The organism is Enterobacter sp. K16B (genome assembly GCF_020216105.1).
GTDB lineage: Bacteria > Pseudomonadota > Gammaproteobacteria > Enterobacterales > Enterobacteriaceae > Enterobacter > Enterobacter sichuanensis.
Map to the genome: position 1 here is coordinate 1 of NZ_JAIWJZ010000139.1, position 16,671 is coordinate 16,671.

Below are 16,671 nucleotides of genomic sequence, written 5' to 3' on the forward strand. Positions count from 1 at the left end.
ATAGCTCCATTTGCCTTTATCCGTAAACGAGGCAGAGACAGGGTCGGTTGCCATAAACATCATGCCGAACGCGAAGCCACCCAGCACCAAATGCCAGTACCAGGGCATAGAGAACATCGGGTTGGTGGTCGAACCGATAACATTGAACATCGTGGCGGTCAGCACCATGCCGATCATCACGCCAGCCACAATTCGCCAGGAGGCCACGCGTCCAAACAGGATGATCGCCCCACCAATCAAAATCATCAGCGTGGAGACTTCCCCGATGGAGCCCGGTATGTTGCCAATAAAGGCGTCAAACCAGGTGACAGGCTGGCCTGTGGCGTTGTTGACCAGCGTTTCGCCGCCGTGTGCCGCCCACTGTGAAAGCGGCGTCGCGCCGGAAAAACCGTCGGCCGCTGTCCATACCAGGTCCCCCGAAATTTGCGCCGGATACGCAAAGAACAGGAACGCTCGCCCCGCCAGTGCCGGGTTGAGGAAGTTACGCCCGGTGCCGCCGAAGATCTCTTTGGCAATCACCACACCGAAACTGATGCCCAGCGCCGCCTGCCAGAGCGGTAAGGTGGGTGGGACAATCAGGGCAAACAGAATGGAGGTCACGAAGAAGCCTTCGTTGATCTCATGTTTACGAATGATGGCGAACAGCACTTCCCAGAAGCCACCCACGATAAAGACCGTGAGGTAAATCGGCAGGAAGAACACCGCACCCAGCGTCATCATGCTCACCCAGCCTGCGTCTGGCGCAAAGCTCACACCCAACGACTGGGCCAGACGGTAGTGCCAGTCTGACTGGAGCACCTGCGCCAGTTGCTGTGCATCATACATATGGTGCAGCGCCGGAATGGTCTGCAGACCGACGTTGTACATCCCCCAGAACATCGCCGGGAAAACCGCAAACCAGACCAGGATCATCATCCGCTTAAGGTCGATGGCGTCACGAACGTGCGCCGCCCCTTTCGTCACCAGCCCCGGCGTATAGAAAATGGTCGCCGTTGCTTCATACAGCGGGTAGTACTTTTTGAGCTTCCCTTCGGTAAAGTGTGGCTCAATTTTTTCAAAGAGGTGTTTTAAGCCCATCGGTTATCCTTCCTGCTCAATGCGGGTTAACACCTCGCGCAATACGGGTCCATATTCGTATTTTCCCGGACAGACATAGGTACAGAGCGCCAGATCTTCTTCGTCAAGCTCAAGGCAGCCCAGCGCCTGCGCGCTGTCGGTATCGCCAGCGAGCAGATCGCGCAGCAGCATGGTTGGCAGAATATCCAGCGGCATGACGCGCTCGTAGTTGCCAATCGGGACCATGGCGCGCTCGCCACCGTGCGTAGTGGTCGAGAAGTTAAACAGCCTGTTACGCAGGAAGTGACCTAACGTGGTACGGGTGACGGAAAATTTTTCCGCACCGGGCAGTACCCAGCCGAAGAGCTCTTTGTCTCGGCCTTCCTGCACAATGCTCACCTGCAAATGGAAACGTCCCAGATAGGCGTGCGCATCAACAGCATGGCGGCCACTGAGAACGGAACCGGAAATCAGGCGGTTTTCACCCTCTTTGATTTCCTCCGCCAGCAGTTCATTGATGTCCGCGCCCAGCAGCGTTTTCACCAGACGCGGATGCTTAGCCTGCGGCCCGCCAATCGCAATGATGCGTTCCGCACTCAGTTCACCGGTGGTGAACAGCTTACCGATGGCAATAACATCCTGATAGTTAAGATGCCAGACCTGTTTCGTCAGGCTTACCGGCTCAAGGAAATGGATGTGCGTCCCGACCAGCCCCGCCGGATGCGGACCCGCAAACGTATTAAACGTAACCTGCCCCTGTGGATGACCGCCGAGCTTACCGCCGCCGGCCTGGCAAACGTGGACTTTCCCCGACGTCAGGCGGGTTAAAAGGGTCAGTCCGGCATCAAAGGCTTTACGCTGCGCCAGAATAACCGGTTGTGGATCCACGCTGAGCGGGTTGGTATCCATTGCCGTCACGAAAATCGCGGCCGGCTCCGTACCCGGAACAGGGGATTTGCTGAAGGGACGCGTACGAAGCGCGGTCCATAAACCGGACGCCAGAAGCTGAGCCTGAACAGCGTCGCGGCTTAGCGATGCGAGATCTGCGGTGTCGTAATGGGCGAATTCACACTGCTCATCGCCTTCAATGCGGATAACCACCGACTGCAGAACGCGCCGTTCGCCACGGTTGATCGCCACTACGGTACCGCTCGCGGGTGCGGTGAACATCACGCCGGGATTTTTTTTGTCCTCAAAGAGTGCCTGGCCTTTGATAACGCGATCGCCTTCCTCTACCCGCATTGAAGGACGCATTCCCAGGTAGTCGTCGCCCACAATGGCGACATGACGGACACTTGCGCCTGTCGAAACGTGCTGCTCTGGCACGCCTGCAATCGGCAGATCAAGTCCTTTTTTGATTTTAAACATGTGGTTAGCAGGTTTCCATGAACAACAATCCAGTGGGCGCGAAGTGTAACATTTTCCCCTTCTCGCGGGCAGGTAATCCGCCGTTACGCGCGCCAAATTGCGAGCTAATACGCAAAGTTCCTGGAGTCAACGCGATTTCGATGGTTTATAAAGTAAAACTAATTTGTAAACTCACCGCCCGGCTCTTGCGAAAATCTCTGGCGGTGCTAATGTGAGCGCTCCTAACAGAATAATCTGATTTCGGGTCTCTTTTGCCGTCCTGGCAAGTTGGTCATGGTTTTATCAAGGAACTAGTAGTATGCGTAAAATCGCATTGTTCATTGCGATGCTTCTGATTCCGTGCATGTCGTTTGCCGGGCTGCTCAGCAGTAACAGCTCAACGACGCCGATCAGCAAAGAATATAAACAGCAGTTAATGGGATCGCCGGTTTATATTCAGATCTTCAAGGAAGAACGCACTCTCGATCTGTTTGTAAAAATGGGTGAGACATATCAGCTGCTTGATAGCTACAAAATATGTAACTACTCCGGTGGATTAGGGCCAAAACAGCGTCAGGGCGATTTCAAAAGTCCGGAAGGGTTTTACAACGTTCAGCGTAGCCAGCTCAAACCGGACAGCCGCTTCTATAAAGCCATCAACATCGGTTTCCCGAATGCCTTTGACCGTGCGCACGGTTATGAAGGTAAATACCTGATGATCCACGGTGCCTGCGTCTCTATCGGCTGCTACGCGATGACCGATTCCGGCATTGATGAGATTTTCCAGTTTGTCACCGGGGCGCTGGTCTTTGGTCAGCCTAACGTTCAGGTCAGCATCTATCCGTTCCGCATGACCGATGCCAACATGGCGCGTCACAAGTACTCTTACTACGCGGATTTCTGGAAACAGCTGAAACCAGGCTATGACTACTTCGAGCAGACGCACAAGCCGCCTGTTGTCTCGGTTGTGGATGGCCGTTACGTGGTCAGCAAGCCGCTGAGCCACGAAGTTGTCCATCCACAGCTGGCGTCAAATTACACGGTCCCCGAGACAAAATAGTACCCACTCGCCTGGCATAATCTTTTGCCAGGTTTCGTTGCCCGTCAGCGGCTGCGTTGCAATGACAGTGACCACATCGTTCGGTGTGGTCTCTTTCTGAAAGTCTATCTCCACATCCTGATCGAGTAGCGTTGCAACGCCAAACGGCGCACGACGGGTGATCCAGAACAGGTTCGTCGAGCAGAACGCCATCACATAGCGCCCGTCAGAGAGCAGCATGTTAAACACGCCTTTTTCGCGCAGCTCAGTGGCCAGCGTCGCGATGTATTTAAATACCGCCGCCATGTTTCCCGGGGTTCGCGGATAGCGCTCCGTCAGCTTATGCAGCAGCCAGCAAAAGGCTTTTTCGCTGTCGGTTTCGCCTACCGGGCGGAAATTGCCCGTCTCCAGCGACTTATAGCCTGTGAGTTGCCCATTGTGCGCGTAGGTCCAGTTACGGCCCCACAGTTCACGGGTAAACGGATGCGTATTTTCCAGCGCCACTTCGCCGCGGTTTGCCTGGCGAATATGGGCAATCACCGAGCGCGACTTGATGGGATAGTCCTGCACCAGTTTGGCAATCGGTGAGTTAAAGCTGGGCTGTGGATCTTTGAACGTGCGACACCCTTTGCCTTCGTAGAAGGTAATGCCCCAGCCGTCTTTATGCGGCCCGGTTCCTCCACCGCGCTGCACCAGCCCGGTGAAACTAAAGCAGATATCGGTTGGCACATTGGCGCTCATCCCGAGCAGTTCGCACATACGTCACCTCCACAACAGCGGGGGCAAGGATGCCCCCAGCGAAGTCTTACTTAACCATCTCTTTTTCGATCAGCTGAATCAGGATATGGATCACTTTGATGTGAATTTCCTGAATACGATCAGCATAACCGAAGTGCGGCACACGGATTTCGATATCCGCCGTACCGGCCATCTTACCGCCATCTTTACCGGTCAGGGTGATGACTTTCATCCCTTTTTCACGTGCGGCAGCGATCGCTTTGATCACGTTTGCAGAGTTGCCCGAGGTAGAGATCCCCAGCAGCACGTCACCTTCACGACCCACCGCTTCAACGTAGCGGGAGAAGACGTAGTCGTAACCAAAGTCATTGCTCACGCAGGAGATATGGCTCACGTCGGAAATCGCGATCGCCGGGTAGCCCGGACGGTTTTCACGATAGCGTCCGGTCAGCTCTTCTGCAAAGTGCATTGCATCGCAGTGGGAACCGCCGTTACCGCAGGAAAGCACTTTGCCACCGGCTTTGAAACTGTCGGCCAGCAGGACCGCCGCGCGCTGAATAGCGTGAATATTGGCATCATCTTTCAGAAAGTTAGCCAGCGTTTCCGCCGCTTCGTTCAGTTCGTTACGAATAAGATCCTGGTACATGAGGATAATCCTTCAGTATTGATGAAATAACACAGTGGAGTGTACCGGATAGCGGGAAAAGCGAGAAGCTAAAGCCATACGAATCCCCTGGCGTTTTGCTTTCTCGTGCCGGCGAAAACGCGAACAATGTGAACCAGGTTGTAATTATTTTGTAAACACATTGCTAAAGGAAATAACATCAACTACAACCATATCATCACAAGTGGTCAGACCTCCTACAAGCAAGGGAGCTTTTCTTTATGATGATTTTGAGCATTCTCGCAACTGTTGTTCTGCTCGGTGTGTTGTTCTATCACCGCGTCAGCTTATTTCTGAGCAGCCTGATCCTTCTGGCCTGGACCGCTGCGCTTGGCGTCGCTGGTCTGTGGACTATCTGGCTTTTGGTCCCGCTGGCCATCATTCTCCTGCCGTTTAACGTTGCCCCGATGCGTAAATCCATGATCTCCGCGCCGGTGTTCAAAGGTTTCCGCAAGGTGATGCCGCCGATGTCGCGTACGGAAAAAGAGGCGATTGATGCCGGTACGACCTGGTGGGAAGGCGATCTGTTCCAGGGCAACCCGGACTGGAAAAAGCTGCATAACTACCCGCAGCCGCGTCTGACCGCTGAAGAACAGGCCTTTATTGATGGCCCGGTGGAAGAAGCGTGCCGTATGGCGAACGACTTTGCCATTACCCATGAAATGGCCGATCTGCCGCCCGAGCTGTGGGCGTATCTGAAAGAGCATCGCTTCTTCGCGATGATCATTAAGAAAGAGTACGGCGGTCTGGAATTCTCCGCCTACGCTCAGGCGCGTGTACTGCAAAAGCTGGCGGGCGTTTCCGGGATCCTGGCGATTACCGTGGGCGTGCCTAACTCCTTAGGCCCGGGCGAACTGCTGCAGCATTACGGTACCGAAGAGCAGAAAGATTACTACCTGCCGCGTCTGGCGCGTGGTCAGGAAATCCCTTGCTTCGCGCTGACCAGCCCGGAAGCAGGCTCCGATGCGGGCGCGATCCCGGATACCGGCGTGGTCTGCATGGGCGAATGGCAGGGCGAGCAGGTGCTGGGTATGCGCCTGACCTGGAACAAGCGTTATATCACGCTGGCGCCTATCGCCACCGTGCTGGGTCTGGCCTTTAAGCTCTCTGACCCGGAAAGACTGCTGGGCGGCGAAGAAGATCTGGGCATTACCTGTGCGCTGATCCCTACCTCGACACCAGGCGTTGAAATTGGTCGTCGTCACTTCCCGCTGAACGTGCCGTTCCAGAACGGCCCAACCCGCGGTCAGGATATCTTTGTGCCGATTGACTACATCATCGGTGGCCCGAAAATGGCCGGTCAGGGCTGGCGTATGCTGGTGGAATGTCTGTCGGTGGGTCGCGGTATTACCCTGCCGTCGAACTCAACCGGTGGTCTGAAGTCTGTGGCGATGGGAATTGGCGCGTACGCCCATATCCGCCGTCAGTTCAAAATCTCCATCGGCAAGATGGAAGGTATCGAAGAGCCGCTGGCGCGTATCGCGGGCAACGCTTACGTGATGGACGCCGCCGCGTCGCTGATTACCTACGGCATCATGCTGGGCGAAAAACCGGCCGTGCTGTCCGCCATTGTGAAGTACCACTGTACCCACCGCGCGCAGCAGTCGATCATTGACGCGATGGATATCGCAGGCGGTAAAGGCATTATGCTCGGCGAAGGCAACTTCCTGGCGCGCGGCTATCAGGGCGCACCGATTGCCATCACCGTCGAAGGGGCAAACATTCTGACCCGCAGCATGATGATCTTCGGTCAGGGGGCGATTCGCTGCCATCCTTATGTCCTGGAAGAGATGGCCGCTGCGCAAAATAACGACGTGGATGCCTTCGATAAACTGTTGTTCAAACATATCGGTCACGTGGGCAGCAACAAGGTGCGCAGCTTCTGGCTGGGCCTGACGCGCGGTCTTACCAGCGCGACGCCTACCGGCGATGCGACAAAACGTTATTACCAGCATCTTAACCGTCTGAGTGCCAACCTGGCGCTGCTGTCCGACGTCTCTATGGCCGTACTTGGCGGCAGCCTGAAGCGTCGCGAACGTATCTCTGCCCGTCTGGGGGATGTGTTGAGCCAGATTTTCCTGGCCTCTGCGGTGCTGAAACGCTACGACGATGAAGGCCGTCAGGAAGCGGATCTGCCGCTGGTGCACTGGGGCGTTCAGGATGCGATGTATCAGGCAGAACAGGCCATTGACGATCTGCTGGCAAACTTCCCGAACCGCTTTGTCGCCGGCGCCCTGCGCGTGGTGATCTTCCCGACCGGTCGTCATCATCTGGCGCCGTCGGACAAGCTGGACCACAAAGTGGCGAAGATCCTGCAGGTACCGAGCGCAACCCGCTCCCGTATCGGCCGTGGTCAGTATCTGGCCCCAACCCCGCATAACCCGGTGGGTCTGCTGGAAGAGGCGCTGCTGGACGTGATGGCCGCCGACCCGATTCACCAGAAAATCTGTAAACAGCTGGGCAAAAACCTGCCGTTTACCCGTCTGGACGAACTGGCGAAACAGGCACTGGCCGGTGGCATTATCAGTAAAGATGAAGCAGCCCTGCTGGTGAAAGCCGAAGAGAGCCGTCTGCGCAGCATTAACGTGGATGATTTCGAACCGGACGAGCTGGCGACGCAGCCGGTAAAGCTGCCGGAGAAGCACCGTAAACCTGAAGCGGCATAACCCGTTTCGCCTGCACAAACCCCGCCGCGCGCGGGGTTTTTTATTGCCACATTTTCTCTTTATGTCGTGCTACAGTGTCAAAAAGCGGTCGTTTGAGGAGTCTGAATTGTGCCTGGTCTGAAGATTTCTATTTTGCAGCAACCTTTAGTGTGGATGGATGGCCCCGCCAACCTGCGCCATTTTGATCGTCAACTGGAAGACATTACCGGGCGTGATGTGATTGTCCTGCCGGAGATGTTCACCACTGGCTTCGCCATGGAAGCGGCAAAACAGTCAATGCCGCAGGAGGAGGTGGTCGCCTGGATGCATACCAAAGCGCAGCAGACTCACGCGCTGATTGCCGGCAGCGCCGCCCTGCAAACCGAACGCGGGCCGGTGAACCGCTTCCTGCTGGTTGAGCCGGAAGGGAAAGTGCATTTTTACGATAAACGTCACCTGTTCCGCATGGCGGATGAACATCATCACTATGAAGCGGGTAACGAGCGCGTGGTTTTTGAATGGCGCGGCTGGCGTATTTTGCCGCTGGTCTGCTATGACCTGCGCTTCCCGGTGTGGTCACGCAACCGCAACGATTACGACCTGGCGCTGTATGTCGCCAACTGGCCTGCGCCGCGCTCCCTGCACTGGCAGTCACTGCTGGTGGCGCGCGCGATTGAGAACCAGGCCTATGTGGTGGGCTGTAACCGCGTAGGAACTGACGGCAACGGGCATCACTATCGCGGCGACAGCCGGGTGGTGAATCCGCAGGGCGAGATTATCGCCACCGCCGAGCCGCATCAGGCGACGCGGATTGATGCCGAGCTGTCATTGACGGCATTGCAGGAGTATCGCGAGAAGTTCCCGGCATGGCAGGATGCGGATCCGTTTAGCATTGGCTGAAAAAAGCCGGGTGGCGGCTACGCCTTACCCGGCCTACAAAATGCACAGTATAGGCCCGGTAAAGCGCAGCGCCACCGGGCGTTAATTAACTCACCAACGCCTGCCCGTCTTTGCGGCTCTCCGTCGCGGCCACGTAGTGCCCTTCCGGCATTCGGTAAATCACCTGGGCTCCACCGAAGTTGTAATCCTGAAGCGGATCCTCCACCACGATGTGGTGCCCGCGCTCGCGCAGCGCCGCGATAGTATTGCGATCGAACGTCGATTCGACGATCACCTCCCTGCCCTGTACCACGCGCCAGCGCGGGGCATCGATGGCCGCCTGCGGGTTTTGCCCGTGCAGCATAATGCGCAGCGCCATCTGCATATGACCCTGCGCCTGCATCGGCCCGCCCATCACGCCGAAGGACATCAGCGGCTTACCGTTACCGTCCATCGCAAAGCCCGGAATGATGGTGTGGAACGGACGTTTGCTGCCCGCCAGCGCGTTCGGGTGCTCAGGATCCAGTACAAATCCGCAGCCGCGGTTTTGCAGGCTGATCCCGGTATCCGGTACCACAATCCCGGACCCAAAGCCCATATAGTTGGACTGAATAAACGAGACCATCATCCCGCTGGCGTCCGCGGTGCTGATGTAGACCGTGCCGCTCTGCGTCGGGGAACCGTAGACAAAATCAGACGCGCTGTCGTGGTTGATCAGCGCCGCACGCGACTTCAGATAAGCGTCGCTCAGCAACTCTTTTGCCGCGAACGCCATATGGTCTTCATCCGCCACGTAGCGGTCGAGGTCCGCCAGCGCCAGCTTCATCGCCTCAATGGACAGGTGCAGGGATTGCACGGAATCCGGATGGTGCTTCTCAATACCACACTGCTCAAGAATGCCCAGCGCAATCAGCGTGGCAATCCCCTGGCCATTCGGCGGCAGCTCCTGCACCGAACCGCCCGCGAAGTCGCGCGACAGCAGCTCTACCCAGTCGACGCGATGGTTAGCCAGATCCTCCGCCGTCAGATGCGCGCCATGTTCTTTGGCAAAGGCGGCAATTTTCTGCGCCAGCTCGCCACGGTAAAACGCCTCGCCGTTGGTTCTCGCAATCAGCTCCAGCGAGTTCGCCTGCGCCGGGTTACGGAAAATCTCCCCCACGCGCGGGGCGCGGCCTTCCGGCGCGAAGCAGGCGCTGAAGCCCGGCTGATCTTTCAGCTTGTGATAGCCGCGCTGCCAGAGATGCCCAATCAGCGGCGAGACGGGGAAACCGTTGCGCGCGTAGTCAACCGCAGGCTGCGCCAGGGTGGTCAGCGGCAGCGTGCCGAAGCGTTCCGCCAGCGCGACCCAGCCGGATACCGCCCCCGGTACGGTCACCGCGTCCCAGCCGATTTCCGGCACCGCGGTTTTTCCGGCAAACAGATCCGCATGCCAGCTCGCCGGTGAACGACCCGACGCGTTCAGTCCGTGCAATTTTTCACCGTCCCAGACAATGGCGAAGGCATCACTGCCAATCCCGTTGCCGGTCGGCTCGACCACCGTCAGGGCCATCGCGGTGGCAATGGCCGCATCAACGGCATTCCCGCCCAGCTGCAGCATCTTCATCCCCGCCTGCGCCGCCAGCGGCTGAGACGTTGCCACCGCGTTATGGCCCATCATCGGTGGGCGGCGTGAAAGGTAACCGGACGTAAAATCAAGCGCTTTGGTCATCATGACTCCTTAGTCATGGCGCGGATCGAGCGCATCGCGCAGCCCGTCGCCGAGTAAATTAAAGCCCTGCACGGCGAGGAAAATCGCCACGCCGGGGAAAATGGACATCCACGGCGCCTGCTCAAGAAACCCTTTCGCGGTGTTGAGCATCGAGCCCCAGGACGGGTTGGGCGGCTGCTGCCCCAGCCCTAAAAACGACAGGCTGGCTTCGGCGATAATCGCCGAGGCAATAGCCAGCGTGGCCTGGACCAGGATCGGCGACATCACGTTGGGCAGAACGTATTTGATGATGATCCAGCGATCCGGCAGGCCAATCGCCCGCGCACCGTCGATGTACTCTTCGTTGCGAATGGCGATCACCTGGCCGCGCGTCAGGCGGGCGAAGATCGGCATGGCGGAAAGGCCGATGGCGATCATCGCGTTGGTGAGACTCGGGCCTAAAAACGCCCCGAGCGCGATCGCCATGATCAGGAACGGGCAGGCCAGCAGCGCCTCGATAACGCGCGAGATCACCCCATCCCACATCTTCTTGAAGTAACCTGCCACCAGCCCCAGCGGCACGCCGATGACCACCGCGATAACCACCGACATACAGCCCGCCATCAGCGAGGTGCGCGCCCCCCAGATAATGCGGGATAAGATGTCGCGCCCCAGCTCGTCGGTGCCGAACCAGTACATCGCCGACGGCGCTTTGCGCACCGCCAGGAAGTTGGCCTTGACCGGATCGAACGGGGCTACCCATGGTGCCAGCAGCGCCACCAGCACAAAGAAACCCACTATCACTGCGCCAGCGACTGCGCTCTTGTTCGCGAGGAATTTCTTCAGCACCCGGCTCTGTGCGCGCGGCAGCGCAGGCACAGCGGTTTGTGTCGTCAGTTCCGCCATCGTTAACCTCGCATTTTCGGGTTGATAAGGACGTAGAGCACGTCGGCCAGCAGGTTCAGCAGCAGGAAGCCGATCGCCACGATCAGCACCACGCCCTGCACCACCGCGTAGTCACGGTTAAACACCGAGTCGACGATCATCTTGCCGAAGCCCGGAATGGTGAAGACCTGCTCGGTCAGTACCGCGCCGCCCAGCAGCTCGCCGAACAGCAGCGTGGTGAGCGTGATCACCGGCACCAGCGCGTTGCGAAATGCGTGCTTTAAGATCACCGCTTTCGGCAATAGCCCTTTTGCCCGCGCGGTGCGGATGTAATCCGCTTTCAGGACTGCAATCATCGACGCGCGGGTATGGCGCATCAGCGTCGCCGCCAGACCGGTTCCGAGCACGGCTGCCGGCAGCAGCAACGTACGCAGGTTCTGGATCGGATCTTCACTGAACGGCACGTAGCCGGAGGCAGGCAGCCACTGCAGGTTCACCGAGAAGACCAGAATCAGCAGGATCCCCAGCCAGAAGTGCGGTATTGAGATCCCGGAGATCGCCACAAAGTTCGCCCCGTGATCGACCCAGCTGTTTTTGTACACTGCGGCGAGGATCCCCATGCTGATGCCGAACACCAGCGCGACAATCATCGCCAGCAGCGACAGCTCCAGCGTGACCGGCAGCTTGCTGGCAATTAACTGCGTCACCGGTTCGTGGGTGCGCAAGGAGACGCCCAGATCCCCCTGCAGCGCGCGCGTCAGCCAGTGGAAATACTGTACCGGGATCGGGGCATCGAGATTCAGCTCCGCACGCAGCTGGGCGATGACCGCCGGATCGCGCTCCTCCCCGGCCATGGCGATCAGCGGGTCGCCGGGCAGCAGCTTTTGCAGCCCGAAGACCATCATGCTCACCAGCAACAGCGTCGGGATGGCCAGCAGCAGACGTTTGCAAATCAGTTCCAGCATGGGCTCTCCTCAGGACGTTTATTTCGCCAGCGTCAAACCGGCCAGACGCACAATGCCGTCCGGATACGGTTTAAAGCCCTGCACTTTCTTGTTCAGGCCAAAGATGCGCGGCTCGAAGTAGAGCCAGGCAATCGGCATGTCGGTTTGCAGCTGCTTCACCACCTTGTCGTACAGCGGCTGACGAACGGCTTTGTCGTTGCTGAGACGCGCCTGGGTCAGCCACTCATCAACCTGCGCGTTGCTGTAGCGACCGTCGTTCAGGGTGCCTTTGCTGTGAATAAACCCGTAGATGCTGCCGTCCGGATCCGGGCGACCCGACCAGCCGGAGAAGCTCAGCTGATAATCACCGCTCTGCTGGCGATCCAGCAGCGTGGCGAATTCGGTCATCTGCAGATTCAGGTTAAAGCCCGCCTCAGCGACCATTGCCTGCAGCACCTGACCGACCTGCTGCGAGGTTGGGTTGTTCGGCACCAGCAGGTTGACGGTCAGCGGCGTGGTGACGCCTGCCGCTTTCAGCAGCGCTTTGGCTTTGTCGACATCGCGCGGTGGCACCGGCAGGTTGACGTGATACGGGCTCACCGTCGAAAACGGCTGGTTGGCTGGCGTATACAGCCCTTCAAAGACCACCTGGTTTAGCGCATCGCGGTCGATGGCCTGAGAAAACGCCTCACGCACGCGGGCGTCCCTGAACGGATCGTTCGCCGGCACCTTGCCGTTATTGATGTTGAAGGTAATGCCCTGATAGCCCAGACCGGTCACTTTTGCCAGCGCCAGCTTGCTGTCGGCTTCGACGGTTTTGACGTCGCTGGCGGCAATCCCTTCGGTCAGGTCGAGATCGCCCGCACGCAGGTTCGCCAGGCGCACGGAGGCATCCGGGATCGGCAGATAGATAATTTTGTCGAAGTGGTAGGCATCTTTGTTCCAGTAATTGTCGAAACGCGTCAGAACGATGCGGTCCTGGGACACGCGGCTGTCGAATTTATACGGACCGGAACAGACGGGATGGGCGGCAAAATCCGGCTTTTTCGCCGCGTCGGGGGCCATCATCGCACCCGCGCGGTCGGTGAGCTGCATCAGCAGCGCGGCGTCCGGCGTTTTCAGGTGCAGGGCAATCTGCATCGGGCCTGTGACCTCAACGGACTCCACGGAGGAAATCTCGCTTTTACGCAGGGAGCCTTTTAAGGTCAGGGCGCGGTCGAGGTTGTATTTTGCGGCGGCCGCATCGAATTTCTCACCGTCGTGAAAGGTGACGCCCTCGCGCAAATTCAGGGTCAGGGTTTTGCCGTCGTCGCTCCAGGCCCAGTCTTTCGCCAGACCAGGCACGACCTTCAGATTTTCATCCACGTCCACCAGCCTGTCACACAGGGAGGCAAACACGAAGCGGCCATAGTAGGTGCGCGCCAGATGCGGGTCGAGCATGTCCGGGTCAGCCCCCAGCCCCACACGCAGCACACTTTCAGAATGGGCGGGCAGCGCCGCGCCAAGCAACATAACACTTCCCAGTACGGTCAAAAGAGAATTACGCATTGTCATTATCATGAGTTCCTTGAAGGAAGGGAGGAGTGAGTGGCCGCGTGTTCAAACAGCGCGCGGCGGCGCAGAAAAGCAGCGGATGGCGGTGCAATCTGGATAACACTGCGATCGCGATTAATCTCCTGCCAGCGATGACAGGCCACCTGACGTCCACCGTCCAGGAGCTGGTTAATGGGTTCAACCCGGCGGCATTCGTCAGTGACGTACGGGCAACGCGTATGGAAGCGACAGCCGGTCGGCGGGTTGGCCGGGTTCGGCAAATCTCCCTGCAACAGCGGGGCGTCACGTTCCGCGCCGGGCTGCATCTGCGGCGCCGAGGCGATCAGCGCCTGGGTATAAGGGTGCAGCGGTGCGTCAAAAATCTCATCGACGGTGGCAAGCTCGACAATTTGCCCGAGGTACATGACCGCCACGCGATCGCTCATATGGCGGATAACCGCCAGACCGTGGGCGACGATCACCATTGTTAGCCCCAACTGGTGCTTCAGGCTTTCCAGCAAATTCACCACCTGGGCCTGCACAGATACATCCAGCGCGGAGACAGGTTCATCACCCAGCAGCAGTTTGGGTCCCGACGCCAGCGCGCGCGCAATGCCAATGCGCTGACGCTGCCCGCCAGAAAACTCGTGCGGATAACGTCCGGCCCAGGCGGCAGGCAGACCAACGGTCTTCAGCAGTTCAGCTACGCGGTACTGGCGGTCGGCTTTTTTCATCTTCTGGTGCAGCCACAGCGGCTCGCCAACGATCTGCTCCACCGTCATGCGCGGGTTGAGCGAGGCAAAGGGATCCTGAAAGATAATTTGCAGCTCGCGCCGGAGCTGGTTGAGGCGCGCGCCCGAGGCATGCGTGATCTCCTCCCCCTGGTAAAACACGCGCCCTTCGCTGGCGGCCAGCAGACGCAGCAGCAGACGACCGAGGGTGGATTTCCCGGACCCCGACTCCCCGACAATCGCCAGCGTTTCGCCCGGCATCACGGCCAGCGACACGCGGTCGACCGCCGTCACAAACCGGGCCGGGGTAAAGAGTTTTTTAGGGCCGGGAAACAGCTTGCTGAGATCGCGGGCTTCAAGGATCGGCGTGGTCATGCGGTCTCTCCCAGGGCAATGTGGTGTTCAAGCGGTACGCGGAAGCAGGCGACCTGATGGCCGGCCCCCTGCGCAGTGAGCGGTGGTTTTTCAGCATGGCAGCGCGCCTGCGCAAACGGACAACGAGTGGCAAAACGGCAGCCCTTCGGCATGAATTCCGCCAGCGGCACCGATCCGGGAATGGTGGAAAGCGGGCCCTTACGTGCGCCCAGAGAGGGAATCGACCCCATCAGGCCGATGGTGTACGGGTGCTGCGGGTCGGCAAAGATGGCCTCCACGCTTCCCTGCTCCACCACCTGCCCGGCATACATCACCGCCACCTGCTGGGCGACCTCTGCCACCACGCCTAAATCGTGAGTGATCATCAGCACCGCCGTGCCGGTCTCTTCTTTGAGGGTGTTCAGCAAGGCGAGAATTTGCGCCTGGATCGTTACGTCGAGGGCGGTGGTCGGTTCATCGGCAATCAGCAGTTTCGGGTGGTTAATCAGCGCCATCGCAATCATCACGCGCTGGCGCATGCCACCGGAAAGCTGGTGGGGGTACGCCTTCAGCCTCATCTCTGCGGCCGGGATCTGCACCTTCTCCAGGATCTGCAGCGCGACCTTCATCGCCTCTGCTCGCGAGACGCTCTGATGGCGCATGACCGCTTCGCTTAGCTGATCCCCCAGCGTAAATGCCGGATTAAGCGAGGTCATTGGCTCCTGGAAAATCATCGCCAGCTCGCTTCCGCGCAGGTCGGCATATTCCCGCGGTGTAAGCTTGCGCAGATCGTGACGGCGAAAATGCATCTCCCCGCTGACGATCCGGGCGCTGGCAGGCAACAGGCCCATCAGCGCTAATGAGGTGATACTTTTCCCGCAGCCTGACTCCCCCACCAGCGCCAGGGTTTCGCCCGCTTTAACCGTCAGTGAAATATCCTCCAGCACGCTCACCGGCGAGCCGGCGAACCTGACATTCAGATTGCGTACGCGCAGAACAGGCGTGGGATCGTTAAATGGGATCGTCGTCATAGCGTGAAGTCGTCCTCAAGGTGGATCGCATGGATCAGGGCGGTTTGCAGGCTGAGCAGGTGTTCGCGCATGGCGGCCGCGGCCTCATTTGGCTGGCGATGGATAATCGCAGACATGATCTTGTGATGGTGGTCGTTATAACTGTCGACGCGTTCGGGCGTGCGGGCTAATTCGCGCAGGTGCTGCCAGCCCGGTTCACGTCTGACGGCATCAATGGCATCAAACAGGCCGAGCATCAGGCGGTTACCCGCGGCCTCCGCAATGGCGCGGTGAAAGGCGCTGTCCCACAGTTCGTTGAGATCGCGGTCATCCGGGCTGACCTTATCAATGCGTTCCAGCATGCGCTGCATCAGCGCGAGGTTTTCCCTGGTGGCACGCAGTGCCGCAAGCCGGGCTAAGCCGGGTTCGAGCTGCAGGCGAGCTTCCATCACTTCGAGAAGGTTGGTTTGCTGAACCAATCCCTGAAGGGCCAGCGGTTCGACAGGGGCAGAAGGACCGATAAAGGTGCCTTTGCCCTGCTTACGCCAGATGCGCCCCTCTTCTTCCAGCACATCCAGCGCACGACGCACTTCACGGCGTCCTACGCCGAGCGTCTCCGACAGCTCACGTTCGGTGGGCAGCGGAGTGCCTGGTGTTGACTCATGCTGGTTGATTAGCCCACGCAGCTGCTCAAGCGCGGTGCTGGAATTTGCCAGAAACCGTGACGGTTTTTCCATATTGGTTCGCTCGCTTTCATCATTGTTTTATTTTTTTAACGATAAGTTATTGATATGACGTGATACTTACCGTGCTAATGATTAAGCAATAACCAAACCAATTTGAAATTGGTTCAGGAAGTTTTTGGAAAGTGGGAGATAAGAGGATGATTTTTCGTGGTTTATATTTACAAAAAGAAACACCCTGCCTGACATCAGAAGAGGTTGAGGCAGATTAAATGCACAAAATCAGTGCAAATAATGCACTAATGTTGTGCATATGTTAATTAATTGCACCATGCAATTTAACTTTTTGTTAATAAATAAAGAGGAAGACATTTCAGAAAGCTGAAACGACGAAAGCCTGAATCATTTCTGATTCAGGCTTTCTGAATAGTGGCGGAACGGACGGGACTCGAACCCGCGACCCCCTGCGTGACAGG

The 16,671-nt window shown here is 58.2% G+C and carries 14 protein-coding genes; 3 read left to right on the forward strand and 11 right to left on the reverse strand.

Going from position 1 to position 16,671, the window contains the following annotated elements:
• Together LDK53_RS20850 and LDK53_RS20855 are read right to left on the reverse strand one after the other, a co-directional pair.
• The coding region (locus tag LDK53_RS20850) for an NADH:ubiquinone reductase (Na(+)-transporting) subunit B (protein WP_225287962.1) at positions 1-1,077 on the reverse strand (1,077 nt) is incomplete at its 3' end.
• Between the two features lie 3 nt (positions 1,078-1,080).
• Positions 1,081-2,424 carry a Na(+)-translocating NADH-quinone reductase subunit A gene (locus tag LDK53_RS20855; RefSeq protein WP_225287963.1) on the reverse strand — a complete coding sequence of 448 codons (1,344 nt, stop codon included), beginning with the start codon at positions 2,422-2,424 and terminating at the stop codon, positions 1,081-1,083.
• A gap of 298 nt (positions 2,425-2,722) precedes the next feature.
• Here LDK53_RS20855 and dpaA point away from each other — a divergent pair, with 298 nt between their 5' ends.
• Complete coding sequence (gene dpaA, locus LDK53_RS20860) at positions 2,723-3,463, forward strand: peptidoglycan meso-diaminopimelic acid protein amidase (RefSeq protein ID WP_025760182.1); 741 nt, start codon at positions 2,723-2,725, stop codon at positions 3,461-3,463.
• Here the strand turns inward: dpaA and LDK53_RS20865 are convergent.
• Both LDK53_RS20865 and lpcA read right to left on the reverse strand, forming a co-directional pair.
• Entirely contained in the window at positions 3,434-4,201 is a 768-nt protein-coding gene (locus LDK53_RS20865; protein WP_008500262.1) for a class II glutamine amidotransferase, read from the reverse strand. The genes dpaA and LDK53_RS20865 overlap by 30 nt on opposite strands.
• Before the next feature lie 46 nt (positions 4,202-4,247).
• Complete coding sequence (gene lpcA / locus LDK53_RS20870) at positions 4,248-4,826, reverse strand: D-sedoheptulose 7-phosphate isomerase (RefSeq protein ID WP_025760181.1); 579 nt, start codon at positions 4,824-4,826, stop codon at positions 4,248-4,250.
• Between the two features lie 239 nt (positions 4,827-5,065).
• Between lpcA and fadE the strand changes: the two genes are divergently transcribed.
• Together fadE and LDK53_RS20880 are read left to right on the forward strand one after the other, a co-directional pair.
• Positions 5,066-7,510: an acyl-CoA dehydrogenase FadE gene (gene fadE / locus LDK53_RS20875; RefSeq protein ID WP_216689808.1), complete on the forward strand. Its 2,445-nt coding sequence runs from the start codon at positions 5,066-5,068 to the stop codon at positions 7,508-7,510.
• Between the two features lie 108 nt (positions 7,511-7,618).
• Positions 7,619-8,389 carry an amidohydrolase gene (locus LDK53_RS20880; RefSeq protein ID WP_045285103.1) on the forward strand — a complete coding sequence of 257 codons (771 nt, stop codon included), beginning with the start codon at positions 7,619-7,621 and terminating at the stop codon, positions 8,387-8,389.
• 85 nt (positions 8,390-8,474) lie between these two features.
• Here LDK53_RS20880 and LDK53_RS20885 read toward each other — a convergent pair whose 3' ends face one another.
• Genes LDK53_RS20885 through LDK53_RS20915 form a run of 7 tightly spaced genes read right to left on the reverse strand, consistent with a single transcriptional unit; the run spans position 8,475 to position 16,249 of the window.
• Positions 8,475-10,076: a gamma-glutamyltransferase family protein gene (locus tag LDK53_RS20885; RefSeq protein ID WP_208283880.1), complete on the reverse strand. Its 1,602-nt coding sequence runs from the start codon at positions 10,074-10,076 to the stop codon at positions 8,475-8,477.
• Between the two features lie 9 nt (positions 10,077-10,085).
• Complete coding sequence (locus tag LDK53_RS20890) at positions 10,086-10,961, reverse strand: ABC transporter permease (RefSeq protein ID WP_225287964.1); 876 nt, start codon at positions 10,959-10,961, stop codon at positions 10,086-10,088.
• Between the two features lie 2 nt (positions 10,962-10,963).
• Positions 10,964-11,905, reverse strand: a complete 942-nt coding sequence (locus LDK53_RS20895) for an ABC transporter permease (protein ID WP_045285101.1) — start codon at positions 11,903-11,905, stop codon at positions 10,964-10,966.
• A gap of 18 nt (positions 11,906-11,923) precedes the next feature.
• Complete coding sequence (locus LDK53_RS20900; RefSeq protein WP_025759014.1) at positions 11,924-13,438, reverse strand: ABC transporter substrate-binding protein; 1,515 nt, start codon at positions 13,436-13,438, stop codon at positions 11,924-11,926.
• Positions 13,439-13,440: 2 nt separating this feature from the next.
• The gene (locus LDK53_RS20905) at positions 13,441-14,523 is read right to left on the reverse strand and encodes an ABC transporter ATP-binding protein (protein ID WP_225287965.1); all 1,083 of its coding nucleotides are present in this window, start codon (positions 14,521-14,523) and stop codon (positions 13,441-13,443) included.
• Complete coding sequence (locus LDK53_RS20910) at positions 14,520-15,533, reverse strand: ABC transporter ATP-binding protein (protein ID WP_225287966.1); 1,014 nt, start codon at positions 15,531-15,533, stop codon at positions 14,520-14,522. Before LDK53_RS20910 ends, LDK53_RS20905 begins: the two co-directional genes overlap by 4 nt.
• Positions 15,530-16,249, reverse strand: coding sequence for a FadR/GntR family transcriptional regulator (locus LDK53_RS20915; protein ID WP_059385929.1), 720 nt, complete (start codon positions 16,247-16,249; stop codon positions 15,530-15,532). Before LDK53_RS20915 ends, LDK53_RS20910 begins: the two co-directional genes overlap by 4 nt.
• Positions 16,250-16,671: the final 422 nt, after the last annotated feature.

Coding starts and splice junctions, on each gene's coding strand:
- LDK53_RS20895 (WP_045285101.1), bottom strand. CDS start 11,905: ATGCTGGAACTGATTTGCAAACGTCTGCTGCTGGCCATCCCGACGCTG.
- LDK53_RS20900 (WP_025759014.1), bottom strand. CDS start 13,438: ATGACAATGCGTAATTCTCTTTTGACCGTACTGGGAAGTGTTATGTTG.
- LDK53_RS20865 (WP_008500262.1), bottom strand. CDS start 4,201: ATGTGCGAACTGCTCGGGATGAGCGCCAATGTGCCAACCGATATCTGC.
- LDK53_RS20855 (WP_225287963.1), bottom strand. CDS start 2,424: ATGTTTAAAATCAAAAAAGGACTTGATCTGCCGATTGCAGGCGTGCCA.
- LDK53_RS20910 (WP_225287966.1), bottom strand. CDS start 15,533: ATGACGACGATCCCATTTAACGATCCCACGCCTGTTCTGCGCGTACGC.
- dpaA (WP_025760182.1), top strand. CDS start 2,723: ATGCGTAAAATCGCATTGTTCATTGCGATGCTTCTGATTCCGTGCATG.
- LDK53_RS20915 (WP_059385929.1), bottom strand. CDS start 16,249: ATGGAAAAACCGTCACGGTTTCTGGCAAATTCCAGCACCGCGCTTGAG.
- LDK53_RS20905 (WP_225287965.1), bottom strand. CDS start 14,523: ATGACCACGCCGATCCTTGAAGCCCGCGATCTCAGCAAGCTGTTTCCC.
- lpcA (WP_025760181.1), bottom strand. CDS start 4,826: ATGTACCAGGATCTTATTCGTAACGAACTGAACGAAGCGGCGGAAACG.
- LDK53_RS20890 (WP_225287964.1), bottom strand. CDS start 10,961: ATGGCGGAACTGACGACACAAACCGCTGTGCCTGCGCTGCCGCGCGCA.
- fadE (WP_216689808.1), top strand. CDS start 5,066: ATGATGATTTTGAGCATTCTCGCAACTGTTGTTCTGCTCGGTGTGTTG.
- LDK53_RS20885 (WP_208283880.1), bottom strand. CDS start 10,076: ATGACCAAAGCGCTTGATTTTACGTCCGGTTACCTTTCACGCCGCCCA.